We start from the raw sequence: 22,806 nt of genomic DNA on the forward strand, positions 1-22,806 counted from the left end.
GACATGTTTTCATCGACCTACCGCGAGGCGCGTCAGCGTTTTCTCGATACCGCCGCCGAACATGAACTCGCGGTCGATACGCGCGTGCTCGAAGGCATCGCGGGTCTGGAAGGCGAGACGCTCGCAACCGATGTCGTGCGTATCGGTCCCGCCGATGCGAAGCGCCTGCTCGTGCTGACGTCCGCGACGCATGGCGTCGAGGGCTTTTGCGGCTCGGGCGCGCAGATCGCCTTGATGCGCGACCATGCGTTGCGCGCGTCGATGGAGAAACTCGGCGTCGCGATGCTGCTCGTCCACGCGATCAATCCGTATGGCTTTTCGTATCTGAGCCGCACGACCGAAGTCAATGTCGATCTGAATCGGAACAGCGTGGATTTCAGCGGGCCATTACCGCAGAACGCGGGCTATGCGGAACTGCACGATCTGCTGATTCCCGCGCACTGGCCGCCTGACGAGGCGAACGTCGCGGCGATTCGTGCGTATATCGACACGCGCGGGCAATGGGCCTATCAGCAAGCGGTGACGACGGGGCAATACTCGCATCCGCAAGGCATGTTCTACGGCGGCGCGCAGACCGCGTGGAGCACGCGCACGATGCGCGATCTGCTCGCGGAATATGGCGAAACTTGCGTGGCGATCGGCTGGATCGACTTCCATACGGGGCTCGGCCCGAGCGGCTTCGGCGCGAAGATCTGCGTCGGCGATGTGACGCGTGCGCGTCGCTGGTGGGGCGCGGACGTGACGAGCCCGTCGGACGGAACGTCGATCGCGGCGGATGTCGCCGGACCCTTGCTCGATACCTTGCGGCAGACGTGCGCGCATGCCGCGATTGCATCGATCGCGATCGAATACGGCACCGTGCCGCTCACCGACATGCTCGACATGTTGCGAGCCGACGTGTGGGTGCGTCATCACGCGGACGCGCCGGATGAATTGAAGGCGGACATTCGCAGGCAGATTCGCGCCGCGTTCTATATCGATGACGATGTCTGGCGCGGGATGATCGTCGGTCAGGCGCGGGCGGCGGTGTTGCAGGGGTTGTACGGGCTTTCGCGCGAAGGAGGTGCTTGAAGCGAAGTAAAGCGGATGACTCTGCGAATTGCACTAACGCTGATTTTTGGGATATTGGGGTCGCGCTCGCGACGCACATCATTAGAATTCGAGCCGACACCTGAACGCGCATTCACGTTCGCGAAACTAAGTATTTCTTATCGTCTATCCCGATCACGGCGATACAATCCGCACAACAGAAAAGAGCATCGTCCGCAACATGAAAGCAAACATCAAATTCTCGCTGGCCGCGCTCGTGCTGCTGTCGACCAGCATCGCGTGTCAGGCACAGCAGGCTCAGCCGGCGCCACAGCCGGTTCAGCGCGCCGCCGGCCAGTCGCTCACGAAGGAGCAGCAAGCCGCGCTCGACAAGCAGGACCAGGATGTCGCACAGGTCGCGCTTGCCATCGTCAGGTTGATCGATCAGAACAAGGCAGGCGAGGTATGGGATCAGAGCTCGCCCATCGCGAAACAGATCATTTCGCGCGATGACTTCATGAAGAAGGTTGCGCACGATCGCGCGTCGCTCGGCGCGCCGGGCATGCGTATGCCGATGGGCGTCAAGCACTATCGCTATGATGGCTCCGGCAACATGCCTGCGGGCGCGTACCTCAACATTCTCTTCGATACCCAGTTCAGTCAGGCCAGTCAGTCGTCGCGCGAGATGGTGACGTTCATCCTCGACTCGGACAAGGTCTGGCGCTTTGTCGGGTACTCGGTGCGCTGAACCGGCGTCACATGTTCGTCCAGGACGCGCACCATCCCTTGCCGGCCACGAGCTTGCCGCTGAAGAGCGTGCAGCCGCCCCAGGCGTCGCCCGATTTGCCCTGATACAGCGAGCAGTTCGCGCACGTCTGCTCCGCCGCGAAGTTCGGGTATTTCGCCTTGTCGATCTTTGCGGCGTCCTCCTTGTAGCCGACGGCGACGGCGGCCGGATCGGATTCGCTCAGGTGCGGCAGATCGGCGCGGGCTCGCGTGAGCCACAGCGCCGAACCCATGCCGATGCCGAGAATCATGAAGCTGCGGCGTGACGTGTTCAAGGTCGTGGACCGTTTTTCTGTCTGTGGGGATGTCGTTGCGCGCTCTGCGGCGCTAATCGAACGATACGCTCTCAGGCGCCGCCGTGCCCGGATCGCGGCGCTTCCGGCGCATACGTTTGCGAATCGAACGCGCGATCGGTTTTGCTTTCGCGCGCTTTTCGCATCCTCCTTCAACGTACCGGTAACGTCGTTCATTCCAGCCGGCGCTAAACCTTTGCGCGCGCGTGCCGTAAATCAGGCCAGAACGCATTTGCAATCGCGTGAATCACCCGCGCGGCGCACCGGCCGCGGCTCAATTCGAAGGAGAACGATCATGACTGAAGTTGAATGGATGATGGCTGGCATGTACATGGCGGCGCTCGTGTGCGGCACGCTCTTCATGAGCGTGCTGGCGCGCCGCAGCCTGAACAGGGTGGAGGAGCGCGGCCACTGAGACATTCGCTGGCGTGATCCCCCACGCTTGACCATCTGATACCAAGTTTTGGTATTATCGATCACTCAAGCGATGGGGGAATGTTATGGCCAAAAATACGTCCGTTTCGCTCGGCGATCATTTCGCGGATTTCGTCGAAAATCGCGTTCGCGCTGGCCGCTACAGCACTGCAAGCGATGTGGTCCGTGCCGGATTGCGCCTGCTCGAAGAACAGGAAGCGAGGCTCGACACACTCCGTTCCGCCCTGGAAGCGGGAGAGCGTCCGGGGTCGTCGAAGCCGCTCGATTTCGATGCGTTCATCGCCCGTAAGCGCAAGTCCACTCGATGAAGTCATGCCTGTTTACGCTGGCGGCGATCCAGGATCTCGACGGCATTTGGGATTACACGTTCGACAAGTGGGGTCCGGCTCAGGCCGAGCGGTATGCGCGAATGATTCAGGACACGGTCAGTGGCCTCGGCAAGGGCGCCCAGCGGAGTCTGTCGGCGGAACACATTCGCACCGGCTACCGTAAAGCCCTGGTCGGAATGCACGTGATCTTCTTCAGGGAATCCGAGGATACGATCCAGTTCGTGCGGATACTCCGTCAACAGATGGATTTGCCGGCCCATCTAGGCGACGCCGGATAGTCTTTCCGTCGCAAAATGAAACGCGCGCCGTGAGCCGATCCATGAACCGGCCCTCCGGCGCGCGAAAACCTTCCTGCCGAATTAGTGGAACAGCTTGACCGCCTGCGTGAGCGTATTCGTCACGCCCCATGCCAGCGGAATCAGCACATATGCCCAGAACAGCAGAAGCAGCCCTTTATTGGACGAGCCGCCTTCCTGAGTATTGACGCGGGTATTCATCGCGGATCTCCTCTCCAGAGTCTCAAACGGCGGCCTGCGCCGACGTGTTCATGTGATGCTTTTCATGCACGCGCGTGACGAGCAGGTTGCAGAGAAAGCCGATCACGAGCAGCGTGGCCATGATGTGCAGGGTCATCGTGTACGCTTCTGCGCCGACCACGCCGTGCGACACCTGATACGCACGCACGTAATTGACGAGCACCGGTCCCGCCACGCCTGCCGCGGCCCACGCGGTCAGCAGCCGTCCATGAATGCCGCCGACGAACGCCGTGCCGAACATGTCCGCGAGATACGCGGGAATGGTCGCGAAGCCGCCGCCGTACATCGACAGAATCAGGCCGTAAGCCAGCACGAAGAGCGCGATGTTGCCCGAGCCCGCGAATTGCGGCACGAGGAAATACAGCACCGCGCCCAGCACGAAGAACACGAAATACGTATTTTTCCGCCCGATCCAGTCCGACGCCGACGCCCACACGAAGCGCCCGCCCATGTTGAAGAGCGAAAGCAGCCCGACGAAGCCCGCCGCCGCGCCCGCCGTGATCGACGTCTTGAAGCTTTCCTGGATCATCACCGAAGCCTGGCCGAGCACGCCGATGCCCGCCGTCACGTTCAGGAACAGCACGAGCCACAGCAGATAGAACTGCGGCGTCTTCAGCGCCTGGTCGATGTGCACGTGGTTCTTCGTGATCATCTTCTTGGCGGTCGTGGGCGGCGTCCAGCCGGCGGGCTTCCAGTCCGCTGGCGGAATACGGATCGCGAACGCGCCGATCGTCATCGAGATGAAGTAGAGCACGCCGAGCACGAGGAAGGTTTCGGCCACGCCGGCGCTCGTCGCGCTCTTGAAGTGGTTCATCAGCGCGACGGAGCCGGGCGCGGCGATCATCGCGCCGCCGCCGAAACCCATGATCGCCATGCCGGTCGCCATGCCGCGGCGGTCCGGGAACCAGCGGATCAGCGTCGACACCGGCGACACGTAACCGAGCCCCAGCCCGATGCCGCCGATCACGCCATAGCCGAGATAAAGCAGCCAGATCTGATGCAGATAGACGCCGAGCGCCGAGACGAGAAAGCCGCCGCCGAAACAGCAGGCGGCGGTGAACATCGTGCGGCGCGGGCCGACCTTCTCCAGCCACTTGCCGGCGAACGCCGCCGACAGGCCGAGAAACACGATCGCGAGCGAGAAAATCCAGCCGAGCGTCGTCAGCGACCAGTCATCCGGCGCGGACTTCGTGATGCCGATGATCTTCGTCAGCGGCGCATTGAACACCGAGAACGCATACGCCTGCCCGATGCACAAGTGAACAGCGAGAGCCGCCGGCGGCACCATCCAGCGCGAGAAGCCGGGCCGGGCGATGGTCGCCTCCTTGGAAAAGAAACCTGTCGGGCCGTGCGCGGCCCCTTGTTTGATCGTGCTGTTCATTGTGGTCTCCGTGGCGCGTCATGCATGCACGTGCGCGCTCATCGTTTGCTTGACGTGCCGCCCGGGGTCGCCGGGAAGCAGCCCGCCGTGGTTCATGCGCCTGGCGACACGGTCCGCATCGCCTTGCACATGGCCATTTCGCGCCGCCCAAACATGCGATGTAACGACATATGGGTGCGACGCTTTGCCACGGCTGGGCATGACCATAGACAACTGTGAAGGGCTTTGCAATATGAACACTCGTGCCATAAGCGTTTGCCCGCAGCACGAGCGGCTCTCGCGGCTGAGCGCGATGCTGTTTCGCATCGCTACAGGGCGAGGCAAGTGTTCTGAATGTGAACAGTTCACATCGGCTTCGTATAAACCCTGACGATGCGCCGCGAAGCCGCGTGACGATGCGGCTTTCCCGTCCATCGACCCAGCGCGCGCGCGATGGCATGGAACTCGCAATCAAGAGCGACCGGCGCCGGACTTCGGCAGTGCCGGCCCGTTCACGTCGACATGCGAGGAGCACATAGAAATGAATCATGCAGAGATGCAGTTCCTGAGCACCGAATACCCCTACAAAAAGCAGTACGGCAACTACATCGGCGGCAAGTGGGTGCCGCCCGCGGGCGGCGAGTATTTCGACAACATTTCGCCGATCACCGGCGAACCCTTCACGTCGATTCCGCGTTCGCGCGAAGCCGATATCGAAGCCGCGCTCGACGCAGCGCATGCCGCGAAGGTGTCGTGGGGCAGGACCTCCGTCACCGATCGCGCGAACGTGCTGCTCAAGCTCGCCGATCGCATGGAGCAGAATCTGTCGCGTCTCGCGGTGGCCGAGTCCATCGACAACGGCAAGCCGCTACGCGAGACGATGGCCGCGGACATTCCGCTCGCGATCGATCACTTCCGCTATTTCGCGAGCGCCGCGCGTTCGCAGGAAGGCGGTATCTCGGAGATCGATCACGATACCGTCGCGTATCACTTCCATGAGCCGCTCGGCGTCGTCGGGCAGATCATTCCGTGGAACTTCCCGATCCTGATGGCCGTGTGGAAGCTCGCGCCGGCGCTCGCCGCCGGCAACTGCGTCGTGCTGAAACCGGCGGAGCAAACGCCCGCGTCGATTCTCGTGCTGCTCGAAGTGATCGGAGATCTGTTGCCGCCGGGCGTGCTCAACGTTGTGAACGGCTTCGGCCTGGAAGCGGGCAAGCCGCTCGCGTCGAACAAGCGCATCGCGAAGATCGCCTTCACCGGCGAGACCACGACGGGCCGCCTCATCATGCAGTACGCGAGCCAGAACCTGATTCCCGTGACGCTGGAACTGGGCGGCAAGAGCCCGAACATTTTCTTCGAAGACGTGCTGAACGCCGACGACAGTTTCTTCGACAAGGCACTCGAAGGCTTCACGATGTTCGCGCTGAATCAGGGCGAAGTGTGCACGTGTCCGTCGCGCGCGCTGGTGCAGGAATCGATCTACGAGCGCTTCATGGAACGCGCGTTGAAGCGCGTCGCTGCGATCGCGCAGGGCCATCCGCTCGATACGAAAACGATGATCGGCGCGCAGGCTTCGCAGGAGCAGCTGGAAAAGATCCTGTCGTATATCGATCTCGGCAAGCAGGAAGGCGCGCAATGCCTTTCCGGCGGCGAGCGCGCCACGTTCGACGGCGAGCTGAAGAACGGCTACTACATCAAGCCGACCGTCTTCAAAGGCCACAACAAGATGCGCATCTTCCAGGAGGAAATCTTCGGACCGGTGCTGTCGGTGACGACCTTCAAGACGGAAGAAGAGGCGCTCGAGATCGCGAACGATACGCTCTACGGTCTCGGCGCGGGCGTGTGGACGCGCGACGGCACGCGCGCCTATCGCTTCGGCCGCGCGATTCAGGCGGGACGCGTGTGGACCAACTGTTACCACGCGTATCCGGCGCACGCGGCGTTCGGCGGCTACAAGCAGTCGGGCATCGGACGTGAGAATCACAAGATGATGCTCGACCACTATCAGCAGACGAAGAACATGCTCGTCAGCTATAGCGACAAGCCGCTCGGCTTCTTCTAAAGCGTATGAGGCCGCCGCTCTTTGCGGCGGCGGACGACTCGAACCACGGGGACATCATGAGCGAACAGGAAGTGCTGCGCGTGACCGCGACGCCCGCCGCGATCGACTTGATCGACAAGCTCAAGGCCGAGCACGGCGAAGTGCTGTTTCATCAATCGGGCGGATGCTGCGACGGCAGCGCGCCGATGTGCTTTCCGGTCAGGGAATTCATGGTCGGCGGATCTGACGTGAAGCTCGGCGCGATCGGCGGCGTGCCGTTCTACATGACCGAATCGCAATACGAGTACTGGCAGCACACGCAACTCATCATCGATGCGGTGCCGGGTAACGGCGGCATGTTTTCGCTGGAGCGTCCATCGGGGTTGCGCTTTCTCACGCGCTCTCGTCTGTACAGCGATGACGAGAACGCGTGGCTCGAAAAACATCCAGTCGAACACGTGAGCTGACGCGTTCAGTCCCAGCGCGGCGGCCGCTTTTCGACGAACGCCTGCGTGCCTTCGAGCGTGGCGTCTTCCATCATGTTGCAGGCCATCGTTTCCGATGCGAGCGCGTATGCGTCTTCGATGCCGCTTTCGAGCTGCCGATAGAACAGCCCCTTGCCCGCCGCGACGGCCTCACGCGGCTTGGCGGCTATCGTGGCGGCGAGCGAGCGCACGGCATCGTCGAGCGCATCGGGCGATGCGACGCGATTCACGAGGCCGCGTTCGCGCGCCGTGGCTGCATCGATGAACTCGCCGGTCATGAGCATTTCGAAGGCGGCCTTGCGCGATACGTTGCGCGAGAGCGCGACGCCCGGTGTCGCGCAAAAGAGCCCGAGGTTCACGCCCGATACGGCGAAGCGCGCATCGCTCGACGCCACCGCGAGATCGCACATCGCGACGAGCTGACAGCCCGCCGCCGCCGCGATGCCATGCACGCGCGCGATCACCGGCTGGGGCATGCGCTGGAGCGTGAGCATCATATGCGAGCAGCGTGCGAACAGCGCGCGATAGTAATCGAGTGCGGGCTCGGCGCGCATCTCCTTGATGTCGTGACCCGCGCAGAACGCGCGGCCCGCGCCCGCGAGCACGACCACGCGCGCATCCGAATCGGCGATATCCTGCAACGCGCCTTCGAGCGCTTCGAGCATCGCTTCCGATAACGCGTTGAACGCGTCGGGCCGATTCAGCGTGAGCCCGACGACGCCTTTCGTGCCGTACGCATCGGGTTCGATCAGAACGAGTTCGCTCATGCTCATGCTCTCCGTCAGACGTCGATGGCCGCAACCGAGCCGGCGCGCTTGCGCAACTCGAACTTCTGGATCTTGCCTGTAGACGTCTTCGGCAATTCGCAGAACTCGATCGCGCGCGGCACCTTGAAGCCCGCGAGTTGCGTCTTGCAATGCGCGATCAGCTCCTGCGCGCTGACATGCGCGCCCGCTTTCAGTTCGACGAATGCGCAAGGCGTTTCGCCCCAGCGCTCATCCGGTTTCGCGACGACGGCCACTGCGTTTACCGCCGGATGCCGGTACAGCACATCCTCTACTTCGATGCTGGAAATGTTCTCGCCGCCCGAGATGATGATGTCCTTGCTGCGATCCTTGATGCGAACATAACCGTCCGGATACTCGACGGCCAGATCGCCCGTATGGAACCAGCCGCCGCGAAACGCTTCCTCGGTCGCGGCCGGATTCTTCAGATAGCCCTTCATCGCGATGTTGCCGCGAAACATGATCTCGCCGATGGTTTCGCCATCCGACGGCACGCGTTCCATCGATATCGGATCGCGCACGGTCACGGCATCCTGCAGGTGATAGCGCACGCCCTGCCGCGCATTGAGCCGCGCGCGCTCGCCGATATCGAGTTCGCTCCATTCGGCCTGATGCGCGCACACGGTGGCCGGCCCATACACCTCGGTGAGCCCGTACACGTGGGTCAACTGAAAGCCCATGCGCTCCATGCCTTCGATCATCGCGGCGGGCGGGGCGGCGCCCGCGACCATCGCATTCACTTTCTGTTCGATGCCGGTCTTCATCTCGTCGGGCGCGTTGACGAGCAGGTTCTGCACGATCGGCGCGCCACAATAGTGCGTGACGCCTTCGTTGCGGATCAGATCGAAGATGGACTTCGCGTCGACTCGGCGCAGGCACACGTTCACGCCCGCGCGCGCCGCGACCGTCCACGGGAAGCACCAGCCGTTGCAATGGAACATCGGCAGCGTCCACAAGTACACGGCGTGTGTCGGCATATCCCATTCGAGCACGTTGCTGATGGCATTCGTATACGCGCCGCGATGATGATAGACGACGCCCTTCGGGTTGCCCGTCGTGCCCGACGTATAGTTCAGACAGATGGCGTTCCATTCATCAGAAGGCGGCGACCAGTCGTAGTCGGGATCGCCGCTTGCGAGCAGCGCCTCATAATCGATTTCGCCGATGCGCTCGCCCGCGCCGGTGTATTGCGGATCATCGACGTCGATGACGAATACTTCCTGTGGCACGTTTGCGAGCGCCTTCTTCATGACCTCCGCGAACTCGCGATCGACGAGCACGGCCTTCGCTTCGCCATGCGTGAGCATGTAGGCGAGCGTGGCGGCGTCGAGTCGGGTGTTGAGCGTGTTGAGGACGGCGCCTGACATCGGCACGCCGAAGTGCGCTTCGACCATTTCAGGCGTGTTCGGCAGCATCGCGGCGACGGTATCGCCAGGACCGATGCCGCGTGCAACGAGCGCCGAGGCGAGCCGGCGCGTGCGCGCGTAGGTTTCGGCCCAGTTGCGCCGCACGTCGCCATGCACGATAGCGGGGCGCGCCGGATACACGGATGCCGCGCGCTCGATGAAGTTGAGCGGCGTGAGCGCCGCGAAATTGGCGGCCGTTTTGGAAAGGCCTTCTTCGTACATGCCCGCTGTCATGGTCGTCTCCTGTCGATGTACGCATTGTCGCCGCGCTCTATTAGCTCCATATTATGCACGCGGCTTACGTGTGCCTGACATCTCGTAATTAGCCGACACACCTTCACGCGGCAGATGCGTCAACGCCGTCCACAGCGGCGCGTTATTCGAAGCGATGCTCTTCATGCGACGCATGTCGTCGGTCAGAAAGGTATCTTTCAAATTACTAAGGAAGTCGAAATGAAACGTATGGTAGCTGGCATTGTTTTCGCAAGCATCGCGCTTACCGCTGTCACGGCCATGGCGCAACAAATGGGTCGTTTCGGTGGGTTCGACTCGGAACAGCACATGATCGATGACACGATCAATCGCGTCGAGGCGCAGCGTCGCGCGGGCCATGAAGACTTCGGCGGCCACGCATCCAAGGCCGAGACGCTGCTTCGTCAGGCGAAGGCGGAGTTGAACGCGGCGACCGACTATCGCGTGCATCACTGAGATCGGCGCTTCACGTCCGGAGCCTCCCGGACGTGAAGCGAACCAGCGCGTCAGGCGAGATCGTCGAGTTTGACCTCGAAGCCGCGCCTGACGCCCGGGCGCGCAAAGAGCGCGCCATACCAGCGGCGGACGTTCGGGTAATCGTCGAGCGAAACCTGATGACGTTCATGCCGCCACGCCCAGCCGAGGATCGCAAAATCGGCGACGGACAAATCATCCGCGACGTATTCCACTTGTGCGAGACGCTTGTCGAGCACGTTATACAGGCGGCGCGTTTCATCGGAATAGCGCTTGAGTCCGTAGCGCCGATCGGATTCCGCCTCGACCATGCGGAAATGGTGCACCTGTCCCGGCATCGGGCCGAAGCCGCCCATCTGCCACATCAGCCATTCGAGCACCGGTACGCGGTCGCGCAGACTCGCGGGCAGGAACTGGCCGGTTTTCTCGCCTAGATAAAGCAGAATCGCGCCGGATTCGAACACGCTGATCGGCTGGCCGTCGGGTCCGTCCGGATCGACGATCGCCGGAATGCGGTTGTTCGGGCTGATGCGCAAAAACCCGGGCGCATGCTGCTCGCCTTTCGTGATGTTCACCGTCTTCACGGCGTAGGGCAGTTGCATTTCCTCCAGCGCGACGCTGATCTTGCGTCCGTTGGGCGTGTTCCACGTATGCAGTTCGATGGTCATGGCGATGCGTCCCGGTTCAGGTGAGTGCAGGCGACACATAACGCTGAAAGCCCGCGCGCTGCGTGATGCCCACGTACCAGCGTTCGAGCTCGGGCAGCGCGGGCCGAACCAGTTCGGCAATACCGAACCAGCGGCGCGCATATGCGGCGATGACGAGATCGGCGAGGGTGAAGGCATTGCCTTCGAGATAGTCGCGGCCTTTCAGATGCGTATCGACGACGCGCCAGAGCTTCTCCACTTCACTCGCGGTGGCGGCGAGCTGTTTGACGTCGCGATCCGCCGCGCTCGTGCGGATGTAGCCCCAGAAGAGCGGGCGCTCGGTCGGCTGCAAGGTGGAGAGCGCCCAGTCGAGCCAGCGGTCCGTGCTCGCGCGCACCTTCGGCTCGGCGGGGTAGAGCGTGCTGGCCGCGCCGTATTGCATCGCGAGATAGCGGATGATCGAATTCGATTCCCACAGCACGAAATCGCCATCGACTAAGGTGGGCACGCGGCCCATCGGGTTCATCTCGAGATAGTCGGGTTCGTTGTTGCGGCCGAATTGCAGGCCCGCGTCGATGCGCTCGTATGCGAGGCCCAGTTCCTCGCAGCACCACAGCACTTTTTGTACATTGACCGAGTTGGCTCTGCCCCAGATCGTCAGCATTCGATGTCTTCCTTCGTTGGTGTCGCGTTGCGCGTCGAAGGGTCAATCTTAGAGCTAGTCAGGCACTTTCGCTGGTGCAGGCTTATTCGGTGGATGGTGTTCGGATTTCGCCGGATCCCGTTGGCGTGTTGGTCGGTTAGCGTGGCCCCTGTGCGGGGCGGCAGTCACTTTCTTTGCAGCCCCATGTCTCCGGTCTATACACTGCTGCAAAGAAAGTAACCAAAGAAAGCAGCTCGAGCCGCCCGCGGTCACACGCAATTTGAGTGCTTGGACCACGCACGGTCTGCCACATCGCGCCGCGTGCGTAACTGGTTCAGCACGAAATGGCTCCGGCCCGCTACGCGGCCGACCGGTCAATCGGGTCTGCGTGTGTTTCTGCGTTTCTCATTTCTCGTTGGTTTCCCTTGCATACCCCACGGCAGCGCGCAGCGCTGTGCCGAAGCTATTTCGTGCTGAACCAGCGCGCTCAAAACGACTAGCTCGGCAGACCGTGCGCGGTCCAAGCCCGGTCAGGCCTACGAGGGCACTCGCTACAGAGGCCACGAACAACGAGAAGAACACTCAAATTGCGTGTGACCGCGGGCGTATCAGGCTGCTTTCTTTGGTTACTTTCTTTGCAGCAGCAAAGAAAGTGACTGCCGCCCCGCACAGGGGCAGTGCTAATAGACCGACACGACCACAGGCCATCCATAGAAGCCCGAGCAAACAAACCAAACCCAACCCAACCCAACCCCTATCCCGCCACCACCGCATTCAAGGCATTGATCAAAGCCAGCGGATCAAACGGCTTGCGCAACTGAACGGCTTTCGGCAGCACCCGTCGCTCCTCCTCGCTGAGCGCGAGATCAAACCCCGTCACAAACACGACCCCCAGCCCGGAAGTCTCGCGACAAGCGGCAATCGCAAGCTCGACCCCCGACCGCCCCGCAAGATCCACATCCGTCAACAGCACCTCGAAGCGATGCGCCCGCAACAACTCGAGCGCCTCCTCCGCACTGCCCGTATCGATCAGATCCAGCCCGAACGTGTGCATCAGCTCCGCGGTGCTCGCGCGCACGAGCTCATTGTCTTCCACGTACAGCACGCGCACGCGCGAAAGCACATCGTCCTGCTCGCCGCCCGGCAGGCGCGCATCGGCATCCACGACCACCGGCGCCGCGTCCTGCGCACGCTGCCCCAGAACGTGCCGCACCTTGCGCGCCAACGCCTCATGCGTATAAGGCTTGCTCAACAGGTCGATGCCCTCGTCGAGCCTTCCCGCATGCACGATCGCGTTATCCGTATAGCCCGACGTGAACAGCACCGTGATCCCCGGCACGCGCTCACGCGCCTTGCGCGCCAGCTCGGTGCTGCGCAACGGCCCGGGCATCACGACATCGGTGAAGAGCAGATCGACCGGCACGCCACTCTCGACGATCGCAAGCGCGCTCTGCGCATCCTTCGCGCGCAACACGCGATAGCCGAGATCCGCGAGCAGTTCGACCACCGTCGCGCGCACTTCTTCATCGTCCTCGACGACGAGAATGGTCTCGCTGCCGCCCTTCGCCGGGCCCGGATCGATGTTCGTTTCCAGATCCTCTTCCTCACGCGCGCGCGGCAGATAGATACGCACCGTCGTGCCATGTCCCTGCTCGCTGTACACCTTCACATGCCCGCCGGATTGCTTGACGAAGCCGTACACCATCGAAAGCCCGAGGCCCGTGCCCTGACCTTCGCGCTTGGTCGTGAAGAACGGTTCGAACGCGCGCTCCTGCACTTCGGGCGACATGCCCGAGCCCGTGTCGGTGACCGCGACCATCACGTACTGGCCGGGCGTGACTTCCGCGTTGCGCAGCGCGTAGGTCTCATCGAGCGATGCATTGCCGGCTTCGATCGTCAGCCTGCCGTGGCCGTTCATCGCATCGCGCGCGTTGATCGCGAGATTGAGCAGCGCGTTCTCGACCTGAAACGGATCGACGAGCGTATTCCACAAGCCACCCGTCACGACGGTCTCGATCTCGATGCCGTCGCCGAGCGCGCGACGGAACATGTCGTCGAGGCCGCGCACGAAGCGGCCGAGGTTGACCACCTTCGGCGCGAGCGGCTGACGTCTGCCGAATGCGAGCAGTTGCGAGGCCAGATTCGCGCCGCGCGCCACGCCCGCGAGCGCGCTTCTCACGCGCTGCTCGGGCTTGTCCTGTCCGGCGACATCCTTCGCGAGCAACTGCAGATTGCCGCCGATGACCTGCAGCAGGTTGTTGAAGTCATGCGCGATGCCGCCCGTCAGCTTGCCGATTGCTTCCATCTTTTGCGCCATTCGCAGCGCTTCTTCCGCGTGACGCAGCGCGTCGGCGGTTTCGCGGTCTGCCGTCACGTCACGGCCCACGCCGTGAATGCGCCGCGTGCGCGGATCGAGCGAGACTGTCCATGCGATCCAGCGCCAGCCGCCGTCCGAGCGGCTCAGACGGCACTCGTACCGCACGGGCAGGCCGCTTGCGCGCAGACTGTCGAGTTCCGCGGCGGCGGCGCGCGCGTCGTCCGGATGCACGAGGTCCGACACCGTGTGCGAATGCAGCCGCTGCGAGTCGAAGCCGAGCACCGTCGTCCATGAAGGACTCACGCGCAACAGCGCACCTTCGAAACTGGCGACGAAGAACAGGTCTTCGCTCAGCTCCCACAAACGATCGCGATCGGCGACGGCGTCGGCGATGCGGCGCTCCAGCGTCTCGTTCAGATCGCGCAGCGCATCCTGCGCCTTCGTGCGTTCGGATATCTCGTCCTGCGCAGCCTGAAAGAGGCGCGCATTGTCGATGGCGATCGCCGCCTGCGCTGCGATGCCCGTGAGGATCCGCTCCGATCGTTCGGTGAATACGCCCGGCTCCGGATGGCCGAAGAAGAGGCCGCCGAGCACTTCGCCCGTGCGCGAGAGCACCGGCGCGGCGAGATAGCTGCACACCGCGAGATGGCCCTTCGGCATGCCGTGATGCGGCGCGTTGTGACCGTAGCGCGCGTCTTTCGTGATGTCGTCCGAGCGCACGATGCCTTCGCCCGCGAACGTCGGGCCGAACACGGCGGTGTTGCGCGGCATCGGGAATTTCGCGAAGGTATCCTTCGGCACGCCCGAGATCGTATAGAGCGTGTAGCGGCCGCCCTTGTCGTCGAGGACGTTGTAGAAGAACGAGCCGAAGGCGGCGCCGGTCAGCTCGGTCGCGGCGTCGACCACCACCTGCACGGCACGGCTCAGTTCGAGCTCGCCCGCGACCGTCGCGCCGACGCGATTGAGAATTTCGAGCGTGCGAGATTCGTCGCGCAGCTTCTGCTCGGTCGCGTTACGCAGCCGCGCAAGGCGCAGATTGCTCGCCACGCGCGCGAGCAGTTCGCGCGCGGCGAAGGGCTTGGTCAGATAATCGTCGGCGCCTGCTTCGAGGCCTTCCACGCGCGCCTCTTCGCCCGCGCGCGCCGACAGCAGCACGACCGGCGTTTCGCGCAGCGCCTCGTCCTCGCGCAGCGCGCGCAAGAGCCCGAAGCCGTCGAGGCGCGGCATCATCACGTCGGAGACGATCACTTCCGGACGCATCGTGCGGGCCATCGCGAGGGCGGCTTCGCCATCGGCGGCGACGCGCACGTCGTGGCCCGCGCCGATGAGCATGCGGCGCATGTAGTCGCGCAGATCGGCGTTGTCATCGACGACGAGCACGCGCCCCGGCCGCGCATCCGGCGGCGTCGGTTCAACCGCCGCGCCGAGCGGCGTGTCTTCGTCGCTTTCGACTGCGGCCGGCGCGCCCGCGTCCGGCATCCAGCGCATGGCCGCATCGACATACGAACGCGCGCGGATGCTCGCCTCGGCGTTGGTTGCCTCGGTCATGTCGCGCGGTACGGGCAGCGTGATCGTGAAGCACGCGCCGCGCCCGAGCGCGCTTTGCACGCTGATCGAGCCGCCGTGCAGCTTGACCAGCTCCTGAACCATTGCGAGCCCGATCCCGCTGCCTTCGACCGACCGGCCCGCCGCGCCCGCGACGCGATGAAAGCGCTCGAACACGCGCGCAAGTTCGTGCTCTGGAATGCCGATGCCGCTGTCGCGCACGCTGAGTTCGATGCCGTGTCCGGCGTGCGGGTGCAGCGAGACGCGGATCGCGCCGTCGAACGTGAATTTGAACGCGTTCGACAGCAGGTTCATCACGATCTTTTCCCACATGTCGCGGTCGATGTCAGCGATCACGGGCGTCGGCGGGATATCGATCTCGAGGCGCAGGCCGGCCGATTCGATCGCCGAGCGAAACAGCGACGCAAGCTCGGCGGTGAACACGGCGATGTCCGTCGGCTGCCGATGAATCTCGATGCGCCCGGCCTCGATGCGCGAGAAGTCCAGCAGCGCGTTGACGAGCTTCAGAAGCCGCAAGCCGTTGCGATGCACGATCTCGACGACACGCATGTCTTCGTGACCGATGCGCTCCGGTTTCGCGAGCAGTTCTTCGAGCGGGCCGAGCATCAGCGTGAGCGGCGTCCTGAACTCATGGCTGATGTTGGAGAAGAAAGTGGTTTTCGCGCGATCGATTTCGGCGAGCGCTTCGGCGCGGCGGCGTTCTTCGTCGTACGCGTGCGCGTAGCCGATCGCCGCGCCGATCTGGTTCGCGACCAGATTCATGAACGCGCGATAGCCTTCGTCGAAGAGCCGGAATGGATTGAGCGCCGCGATCAGGACGCCGACGCGGCCGGTTTCGCCCGCGGGCGCGATGGGCAACAGCACCGCGCTTTGCGCCGCGACGCTCCATGCGCCGGCGGGCAGCGGCGCGTCGAAGCGCGCCTGCAGATCCGTCACGACGCGCGCCGCGTTGTCGCGCAACACGTCCTGGAAGGGCCACGGCTGAGGCTGCGCCGCATGCAGGATCGCGGGCGCGGCCGGGTGCCCCGGCTCGATGCCGCACGCGCCGACGAGCGTCGCCGTATCGCCGCCGGGTTCGGCCGCGTAGAGCAGCGCGAAGGGCATGTCGCGCGACGCGTTGCCGAGCGCGTTCATCGACAGTTCGCATGCCTCGCGCCAGGTGCGCGCATCGGCCGCCGAAGCCGCGAGTTCGCGCAGTACGGTCAGCTGGCGCTCGCCGAGCACGCGTTGCGTGTCGTCGCTGTTCGCGCAGATGATGCCGCCCGCGCCGCCGCGGTCGTCGGGAATCGGGCTGTAGGAGAACGTGTAGTACGTTTCTTCCGGAAAGCCGTTGCGCTCCATGATGAGGAGCTTCTGTTCGACGAATGTGCCTTCGCTTCCGACGAGCGCGCTGTCGAGCAGCGGGCCGATCTCGTTCCAGATTTCGCGCCAGACGACCGACGTCGGCTGGCCGAGCGCCTGCGGATGCTTCCCGCCGATGATCGATTTGTACGCGTCGTTGTAGAAGAACAGCAGGTCGGGACCCCAGCCGACCCAGATCGGCTGGCGTGACGTCAGCATGATGCGGATGGCCGTCTTGAGGCTTTGCGGCCAGTGTTCGGGCCAGCCCAGCGCGGTTTGCGTCCAATCGAAACTGCGGATGAGCGCGCCCATTTCGCCGCCGCCCAGAAGGAAGCTCGGGCCGGGCCCGCTCGTTCCCGCATCCGCGATCAGATTGTCAGCTTTCATTTGACGCTCGTTCTCCTCGCCGCTTGCCCGCCGTGCTGTCACGGCGCATCAGAGTGATTTCGAATTCTCGCACGGAACGCGCTTCGGTTTTCATCGGCTGCGCGCGCGGCAGGCCCGTGCGCAAAGGCGCGCGGAGCGGAACGCTTTTTGCTGAAACGATCCCGACACGAACATACCGCGTACCCACGCTGCCCGACGATCGCAACCATGTCCAGACCGATGCCCAGAACCACACTGATATCCGAAGCGGGGACATACGAGGGCTTCGACATTTACGCGTCGTACGTGGTGAATGCGACGGGCATGCATATCGGCACGCTGAAGGTCGTGCGCAAGCGCGACAAGCGTGTGCTCTATCCGTTCGACGGCTGCGAGACCATTGGTCCGTTCGAGTCCAGCGAGGATGCGCGGCACGCCGCCGAAGCGCTCGGCAGACGGATCGTCACGGCGGATATTTCCAATCCGGAGCCTTGAACGATTGTCCTATGACGCTCGTGGGATTCGGTAAGAAACCCGCCGGGGTCGCGGTCGGGCGGCAAGAATGAACCGTTGTCTGGGGAAAACCCCAGCGTCCTCATCGTCCTAGGACATGCGAGGCAAGCTGCGTGCGTCTGTATCTTGGACTCATGGCGGTGCATGGCGCGCGAACGCGAGCGCAGCACCGGGTCACCGACGCATCCGGACAACGACTATGAGTTACGTGCAACCCTCCACGAGCAAAGACGCGCAGACGGCGCAAGATGCGCAATCGCGCGGGCCGATCAGGCGCGCCATGGCGGCATCGGCCATCGGCAACGCGACCGAATGGTTCGACTACGGCATCTACAGCTACGGCCTCACCTACATTTCGGCCGCGCTCTTTCCCGGCAGCACCGCGCAGGCAACGCTGTTCGCGCTCGCGACTTTCGCGATCTCGTTCCTCGTCCGGCCGCTCGGCGGACTCTTCTGGGGACCGCTCGGCGACCGGCTCGGCCGCAAGCATGTGCTCGCGCTGACCATCATCATCATGTCGATGGCGACCTTGCTCGTCGGCCTGTTGCCTTCGTATGCGAGCATCGGCTTGTGGGCGCCGGCGGCGCTCGTCGTGCTGCGCATGATCCAGGGCTTTTCGACCGGCGGCGAATACGGCGGCGCGGCGACCTTCATGGCCGAGTACGCGCCCGATCACAAGCGCGGCTTCTGCGGCAGCTTCCTCGAATTCGGCACGCTCGCGGGCTTCTCGCTGGGGGCGCTTTTGATGCTGGGCTGTTCGGTCCTGCTCGGCAACGACGCGATGCACGCATGGGGCTGGCGTCTGCCGTTCGTCGTCGCGGCGCCGCTCGGTCTGATCGGACTGTATCTGCGCTCGAAGATGGAGGACACGCCGGTGTTTCGCGAATGCGCCGAAGCAGCGGGGCGTGAGGATCATGCGGGCGTGCCGTTGCGCGAACTGTTCGCGAACTACTGGAAGCCGTTGCTGCAACTCGGTGGACTGGTCGTCGCGCTCAACGTGGTGAACTATGTGCTGCTCGCCTATATGCCGACGTTCATGAAAAAGGAACTCGGCATGAGCGACAACCTTTCGCTGCTGCTGCCCTTGATCGGCATGTTGTCGATGATGGTGCTGCTGCCGTTCGCCGGGGCGCTGTCGGATCGCATCGGGCGCAAGAAGGTGTGGTGGCTTTCGCTCGTCGGCATCTTTGTGGCGGCCGTGCCGATGTTTTCGTTGATGTCGCATGGCATTGCGGGCGCGCTGATCGGGCTCGGGGTGCTGGGGCTGCTCTATGTGCCGCAACTCGCGAGCATCTCGGCGATGTTCCCCGCAATGTTCCCGACGCAGGCGCGGTATGCGGGGATGGCGATCGCCTACAACCTCTCGACGTCGATCTTCGGCGGCACCGCGCCGATGGTCACCGACTGGCTCATCGGGCGCACGGGCAATACGCTGGTGCCGGCTTATTACATGATGGGCGCTTGTGTGGTGGGGGCGGTTGCGTTGCTGTTCGTGACTGAGACGGTGGGATGCTCGCTGCGCGGGCGAGGGATTCCTGGTGTCGTGGCAGGGACGCGGCGGGAGGAGGTAATCCGGGAGACCGTGCCGGAGCATCGGCATGCCTGATGGGTTTTATTCGCCGGGTCCCGTGAAAGCGGGATCCGCCGAATTCCTCAACGCGCGACCTTGACCACTTTGCCCCCACCCAGAACCCTCGCCTGCAATACGATCACAAGCAACAGGAACAACCCACGAATCACCGACTGCCAATACGCCGACAACGAAATAAACCCCAGCCCGTTCTCGAAGTTCAAAAGATTGAACACGAGCCCAAGCAAAGCGACACCGGCGATCGTCATCGCGATGGACCCATCGCCCCCGGTCAACCGCGTACCCCCAAGCACCACAGCCGAAATCGCGAACAGCTCCCATCCAACGCCTTCATTCGGCTGCCCCGCGCCGAACTGCGCCGCGAGAATCGCCCCGGCGATGCCGGCAAGCAGCCCGGAAACGGCATAAACGAAGACCAGCGTGCGATCCACGTTCAGTCCCATCAACCGCGACGCTTCCTCGCTCCCGCCGATGGCAAGCGCATGCCGCCCGAACCGCGAACTGCGCAACGCGATCCATCCGATCACCGCAGCCGCCGCGCACACGATCCCCGGAATCGGCATCCCCAGAAAATCGCCTTGCCCGAACGCCGCGAAATTCATATCGGACGAAATCGCCACTGCATCGTTATGACCGAGCAGCAACGCCAGACCATGCGCGCCCAGACTCGTCGCCAGCGTGACGATGAACGGCAGAATCCGCATATGCGTGATGACGAGACCGTTCAGCACGCCGACCGCGAGCCCCGCGAACGATCCCGCGAGCACGCCGGCGAGCGCGCCATGCGGACTCGCCAGCGCCGACACGACGCTCGCGAGCGCAGCCACCGTACCGACCGACAGATCGATGCCGCCCGTGATGATCACGAACGCCATGCCGATCGATATCAGCAGGAACATCGAGTTGTAACGCCAGAACGACGTCACGTTATACGCCGACAGGAAATGCTCATAACGCGTGACGCCGAGCACGAGCAGCGCGACGAGCGCAATGAGAATGGGCAGGTTCTTCTTCATGACAGTCAGCCTCGCTTGCGTTGCACGTACACCGCGGCGATGATGATCGCGGCCTTGAGCACGAGCGCGGCGGCGTCCGGAATGCCGTGCGCGAGCAGCGTGTAACGCAACAACTGAATGATCAGCGCGCCGATCAGCGTGCCCGTGATATACGCCTTGCCGCCCGTCAACGCAGTGCCGCCGACCGCGACCGCCGCGATCGCATCGAGTTCGACGCCGAGGCCCACGACGTTCGCATCCGACGACGAGTTCACCGAAATCGAGATCAGCCCCGCGAGTCCCGCGAGCGCGGCGCATGCGGTGTACGCGATCATCTTCACGCGCGCGGTCGGAATGCCCGAGAGATACGCGGCGTCCTCATTGCCGCCCGTCACGAGCAGATACTTGCCGAACAGGGTCTTGCGCACGATCCAGGTAAAGATCGCGACGAGCGCGAGCATCAACAGGATCTGAAACGGCACCCCCGCGACCTTGCCGAGCGCGATCCATTGAAAGGTGGAATTGTTGAACGCCTGCAGGCTGCCGTCCGTGACGACCTGCGCGATGCCGCGGCCCGCGATGAACAGCACGAGCGTCGCGACGATCGGCTGAACGTGCAGCCGCGTCACGAGAAAGCCGTTGAACACGCCGCATGCGGCAGCCGCGACGATCGGCAAGGTGAACGCGAGCAGAATGCCGAGCGGACCGTCGATATTCATGAAGAGCATCGGCGCGAGCGCACCGGCAATCGCCATCGAAGCGCCCACGGAGAGATCGATCCCGCCCGTCGCGACAACGAGCGTCATGCCGATCCCTACGATCACGATCGTCACCACTTGCGTGAGATTCACGTTGAACGTCTGCAGCGAGAGGAAGTGCTGCGTGAAGATCAGATTGAAGACGATCATCGCGATCAGCACGGCGATTTCGCGCTGAATCGCGATGCCGCGTTTCTTCTTCACGGGTGCCTGCACGATCGGCGCGGCGCGTTGCGTGTCATCGATCATGTTTCGCTTCCTCCACCGCTTCGGCGAGCGTCGACTCCGCGCCCCCGCCGTATGCGATCGCATCCATGATGGCCGCCTCGTTCATCTGCGCGCCATCGAGTTGCGCGACCGTTTCGCCGTCGCGGATCACGACCGCGCGATCGGCCACCGCCGTCAGTTCCTCCAGTTCGGATGCGGACAGCAGCACCGCAAGACCCGCATCGCGCAGTTCGCGCACGATCTTCGCGACATCGGCTTTCGCGCCGACGTCGATGCCGCGCGTGGGCTCATCGAGCAGAAGAAGGCGAGGGTGCGTCGCGAGCCAGCGCGCGAGCAGCACCTTTTGCTGATTGCCGCCGGAGAGTTCGCGTATCGGCTGATCGGGCGAGCGCAGCTTGATGCCGAGCGACTCGATGAAACCATCGACGATCTCGCGCTGCTTCGCCACGTCGACCACGCCGCGCCTGGTCAGCACGGGCAGACAGACGAGCGTGAGGTTGTCTCGCACCGAAAGCTCCGGCACGATGCCTTCGGCCTTGCGATCCTCGGTCAGATACGCGACGCCGCGTGCGATCGCATCCTTCGGTGATCTGAACGTCGCGCTTTCGCCGCCGACAGAAAGCGCGCCTTTGGCAGGACGGTCCGCGCCGAACAGCAAACGCATCGTTTCCGTGCGTCCCGAGCCGAGCAGACCCGCCAGACCGACGGCTTCGCCCGCATGCACATCGAGCGACACGTCCGTGACTTTCGCGCCCGCCGCGAGTCCCTGCGCCGACAGCGCCACCGGCCCGCGCTTTGCGAGATTGGCTTCCTTCACCGCGCTGTCCTCTTGCACGACGGCGGCGAGCGTGCGGCCGAGCATGGTCGTGACGAGCTTGAGCTTGTCCATCTCCTGCATCGTGCTTTCGGCGACGGTCTGTCCGTCGCGCATCACGGTGACGCGATCGCATAGCGCGTACAGTTCATCGAGCCGATGCGATACGAAGATCACCGCGCGCCCGTCGTCACGCAAACGCCGCACGACGGTGAACAGCAATTCGACTTCGCGTTCGTCGAGCGACGAGGTCGATTCGTCCATGATGACCATCTTCGCATCCGACGAAACGGCGCGGGCCAGCGCGACCATCTGCTGGATCGCGGTGGAGTATTCGCGTACCGGCTTTTTAACGTCGATGCGCAAACCGAATGATTCGAGCAGGTCGGCCGCGCGCCGCTGCGCCGTCTTCCAGTCGATGAGTCCGAAGCGGCGTGGCTCGCGTCCCAGAAAGATATTTTCCGCGACCGAGCGAAACGGCACGAGGTTGATCTCCTGATAGATCGTACTGATGCCCGCTTCGCGCGCGTCCTTCGGCGTGCGGAAATCGACGTCGCGGCCATCGAAGCGGATTGCGCCCGCGCTCTTGCGATACGCGCCCGTGAGAATCTTGATCAACGTGGATTTGCCCGCGCCGTTCTGGCCGATAAGCGCGTGCACTTCGCCCGCCGTGACGGTCAGGCGCGCGCGTTTCAAGGCAGCGACGCCGCCGAACGCGATGTCGATGTCCTGCATGTCGAGAAGGGGAGTCTGAGCCATGCGTGAGTCCGTCCAAATGAAAAAGCGAGCGCCTTCGATCAGGCGCCCGCAAGACAC

20 protein-coding genes are annotated in these 22,806 nt (G+C 63.6%); 8 read left to right on the plus strand and 12 right to left on the minus strand.

The window, feature by feature from the left end; genetic code table 11:
• Positions 1 to 3 precede the first annotated feature (3 nt).
• Positions 4 to 1,071, plus strand: coding sequence for a M14 family metallopeptidase (locus BTHE68_RS33830; RefSeq protein ID WP_162070609.1), 1,068 nt, complete (start codon positions 4 to 6; stop codon positions 1,069 to 1,071).
• 199 nt (positions 1,072 to 1,270) lie between these two features.
• Positions 1,271 to 1,777, plus strand: a complete 507-nt coding sequence (locus BTHE68_RS33835; RefSeq protein ID WP_162070610.1) for a DUF4019 domain-containing protein — start codon at positions 1,271 to 1,273, stop codon at positions 1,775 to 1,777.
• Positions 1,778 to 1,784: 7 nt separating this feature from the next.
• On the opposite strand, the gene BTHE68_RS33840 is transcribed toward BTHE68_RS33835, so the two are convergent.
• Positions 1,785 to 2,090 carry a high-potential iron-sulfur protein gene (locus BTHE68_RS33840; RefSeq protein ID WP_162070611.1) on the minus strand — a complete coding sequence of 102 codons (306 nt, stop codon included), beginning with the start codon at positions 2,088 to 2,090 and terminating at the stop codon, positions 1,785 to 1,787.
• Positions 2,091 to 2,608: 518 nt separating this feature from the next.
• On the opposite strand from BTHE68_RS33840, the gene BTHE68_RS33845 reads away from it, so the two are divergent.
• Positions 2,609 to 2,851: a type II toxin-antitoxin system ParD family antitoxin gene (locus BTHE68_RS33845; protein WP_162070612.1), complete on the plus strand. Its 243-nt coding sequence runs from the start codon at positions 2,609 to 2,611 to the stop codon at positions 2,849 to 2,851.
• Positions 2,848 to 3,150 (plus strand): type II toxin-antitoxin system RelE/ParE family toxin, encoded by a 303-nt coding sequence (locus BTHE68_RS33850; RefSeq protein WP_162070613.1) that lies wholly within the window; start codon positions 2,848 to 2,850, stop codon positions 3,148 to 3,150. The genes BTHE68_RS33845 and BTHE68_RS33850 overlap by 4 nt, the downstream gene beginning before the upstream one ends.
• A gap of 81 nt (positions 3,151 to 3,231) precedes the next feature.
• Here BTHE68_RS33850 and BTHE68_RS33855 read toward each other — a convergent pair whose 3' ends face one another.
• Positions 3,232 to 3,369 carry an MFS transporter small subunit gene (locus tag BTHE68_RS33855; protein ID WP_162070614.1) on the minus strand — a complete coding sequence of 46 codons (138 nt, stop codon included), beginning with the start codon at positions 3,367 to 3,369 and terminating at the stop codon, positions 3,232 to 3,234.
• Between the two features lie 22 nt (positions 3,370 to 3,391).
• Positions 3,392 to 4,789: an L-lactate MFS transporter gene (locus BTHE68_RS33860; RefSeq protein ID WP_162070615.1), complete on the minus strand. Its 1,398-nt coding sequence runs from the start codon at positions 4,787 to 4,789 to the stop codon at positions 3,392 to 3,394.
• Positions 4,790 to 5,309: 520 nt separating this feature from the next.
• On the opposite strand from BTHE68_RS33860, the gene adh reads away from it, so the two are divergent.
• On the plus strand, positions 5,310 to 6,830 hold the full coding sequence (gene adh, locus BTHE68_RS33865; RefSeq protein ID WP_162070616.1) for an aldehyde dehydrogenase: 1,521 nt from the start codon (positions 5,310 to 5,312) through the stop codon (positions 6,828 to 6,830).
• 56 nt (positions 6,831 to 6,886) lie between these two features.
• The gene (locus tag BTHE68_RS33870; protein ID WP_162070617.1) at positions 6,887 to 7,276 is read left to right on the plus strand and encodes a DUF779 domain-containing protein; all 390 of its coding nucleotides are present in this window, start codon (positions 6,887 to 6,889) and stop codon (positions 7,274 to 7,276) included.
• 5 nt (positions 7,277 to 7,281) lie between these two features.
• Here the strand turns inward: BTHE68_RS33870 and BTHE68_RS33875 are convergent, their stop codons facing one another.
• From BTHE68_RS33875 to BTHE68_RS33900, 6 genes are all read right to left on the minus strand, one after another.
• Entirely contained in the window at positions 7,282 to 8,061 is a 780-nt protein-coding gene (locus BTHE68_RS33875) for an enoyl-CoA hydratase (protein ID WP_162070618.1), read from the minus strand.
• 14 nt (positions 8,062 to 8,075) lie between these two features.
• A complete protein-coding gene (locus tag BTHE68_RS33880) occupies positions 8,076 to 9,719 on the minus strand; it encodes an acyl-CoA synthetase (protein WP_162070619.1) in 1,644 nt (547 codons plus the stop codon).
• Positions 9,720 to 9,770: 51 nt separating this feature from the next.
• Positions 9,771 to 10,187 (minus strand): hypothetical protein, encoded by a 417-nt coding sequence (locus BTHE68_RS33885; protein WP_162070620.1) that lies wholly within the window; start codon positions 10,185 to 10,187, stop codon positions 9,771 to 9,773.
• Positions 10,188 to 10,243: 56 nt separating this feature from the next.
• On the minus strand, positions 10,244 to 10,879 hold the full coding sequence (locus BTHE68_RS33890; RefSeq protein WP_162070621.1) for a glutathione S-transferase family protein: 636 nt from the start codon (positions 10,877 to 10,879) through the stop codon (positions 10,244 to 10,246).
• Between the two features lie 16 nt (positions 10,880 to 10,895).
• Positions 10,896 to 11,522, minus strand: coding sequence for a glutathione S-transferase family protein (locus tag BTHE68_RS33895; RefSeq protein WP_162070622.1), 627 nt, complete (start codon positions 11,520 to 11,522; stop codon positions 10,896 to 10,898).
• A 733-nt stretch (positions 11,523 to 12,255) separates the two neighbouring features.
• Complete coding sequence (locus BTHE68_RS33900) at positions 12,256 to 17,112, minus strand: response regulator (protein ID WP_162070623.1); 4,857 nt, start codon at positions 17,110 to 17,112, stop codon at positions 12,256 to 12,258.
• A gap of 219 nt (positions 17,113 to 17,331) precedes the next feature.
• Here BTHE68_RS33900 and BTHE68_RS33905 point away from each other — a divergent pair, with 219 nt between their 5' ends.
• Together BTHE68_RS33905 and BTHE68_RS33910 are read left to right on the plus strand one after the other, a co-directional pair.
• Positions 17,332 to 17,586 carry a DUF6723 family protein gene (locus BTHE68_RS33905; RefSeq protein WP_162070972.1) on the plus strand — a complete coding sequence of 85 codons (255 nt, stop codon included), beginning with the start codon at positions 17,332 to 17,334 and terminating at the stop codon, positions 17,584 to 17,586.
• 217 nt (positions 17,587 to 17,803) lie between these two features.
• Entirely contained in the window at positions 17,804 to 19,210 is a 1,407-nt protein-coding gene (locus BTHE68_RS33910; RefSeq protein ID WP_162070624.1) for an MFS transporter, read from the plus strand.
• 47 nt (positions 19,211 to 19,257) lie between these two features.
• Here the strand turns inward: BTHE68_RS33910 and BTHE68_RS33915 are convergent, their stop codons facing one another.
• The 3 genes from BTHE68_RS33915 to BTHE68_RS33925 are packed head-to-tail and all read right to left on the minus strand — an operon-like array spanning position 19,258 to position 22,749.
• Entirely contained in the window at positions 19,258 to 20,211 is a 954-nt protein-coding gene (locus BTHE68_RS33915) for an ABC transporter permease (RefSeq protein ID WP_162070625.1), read from the minus strand.
• A 5-nt stretch (positions 20,212 to 20,216) separates the two neighbouring features.
• Entirely contained in the window at positions 20,217 to 21,197 is a 981-nt protein-coding gene (locus BTHE68_RS33920) for an ABC transporter permease (RefSeq protein ID WP_162070626.1), read from the minus strand.
• The gene (locus tag BTHE68_RS33925) at positions 21,187 to 22,749 is read right to left on the minus strand and encodes a sugar ABC transporter ATP-binding protein (RefSeq protein WP_162070627.1); all 1,563 of its coding nucleotides are present in this window, start codon (positions 22,747 to 22,749) and stop codon (positions 21,187 to 21,189) included. The genes BTHE68_RS33920 and BTHE68_RS33925 overlap by 11 nt, the downstream gene beginning before the upstream one ends.
• Positions 22,750 to 22,806 lie beyond the last annotated feature (57 nt).

This window comes from Burkholderia sp. THE68, assembly GCF_009938265.1.
Taxonomy (GTDB): domain Bacteria; phylum Pseudomonadota; class Gammaproteobacteria; order Burkholderiales; family Burkholderiaceae; genus Caballeronia.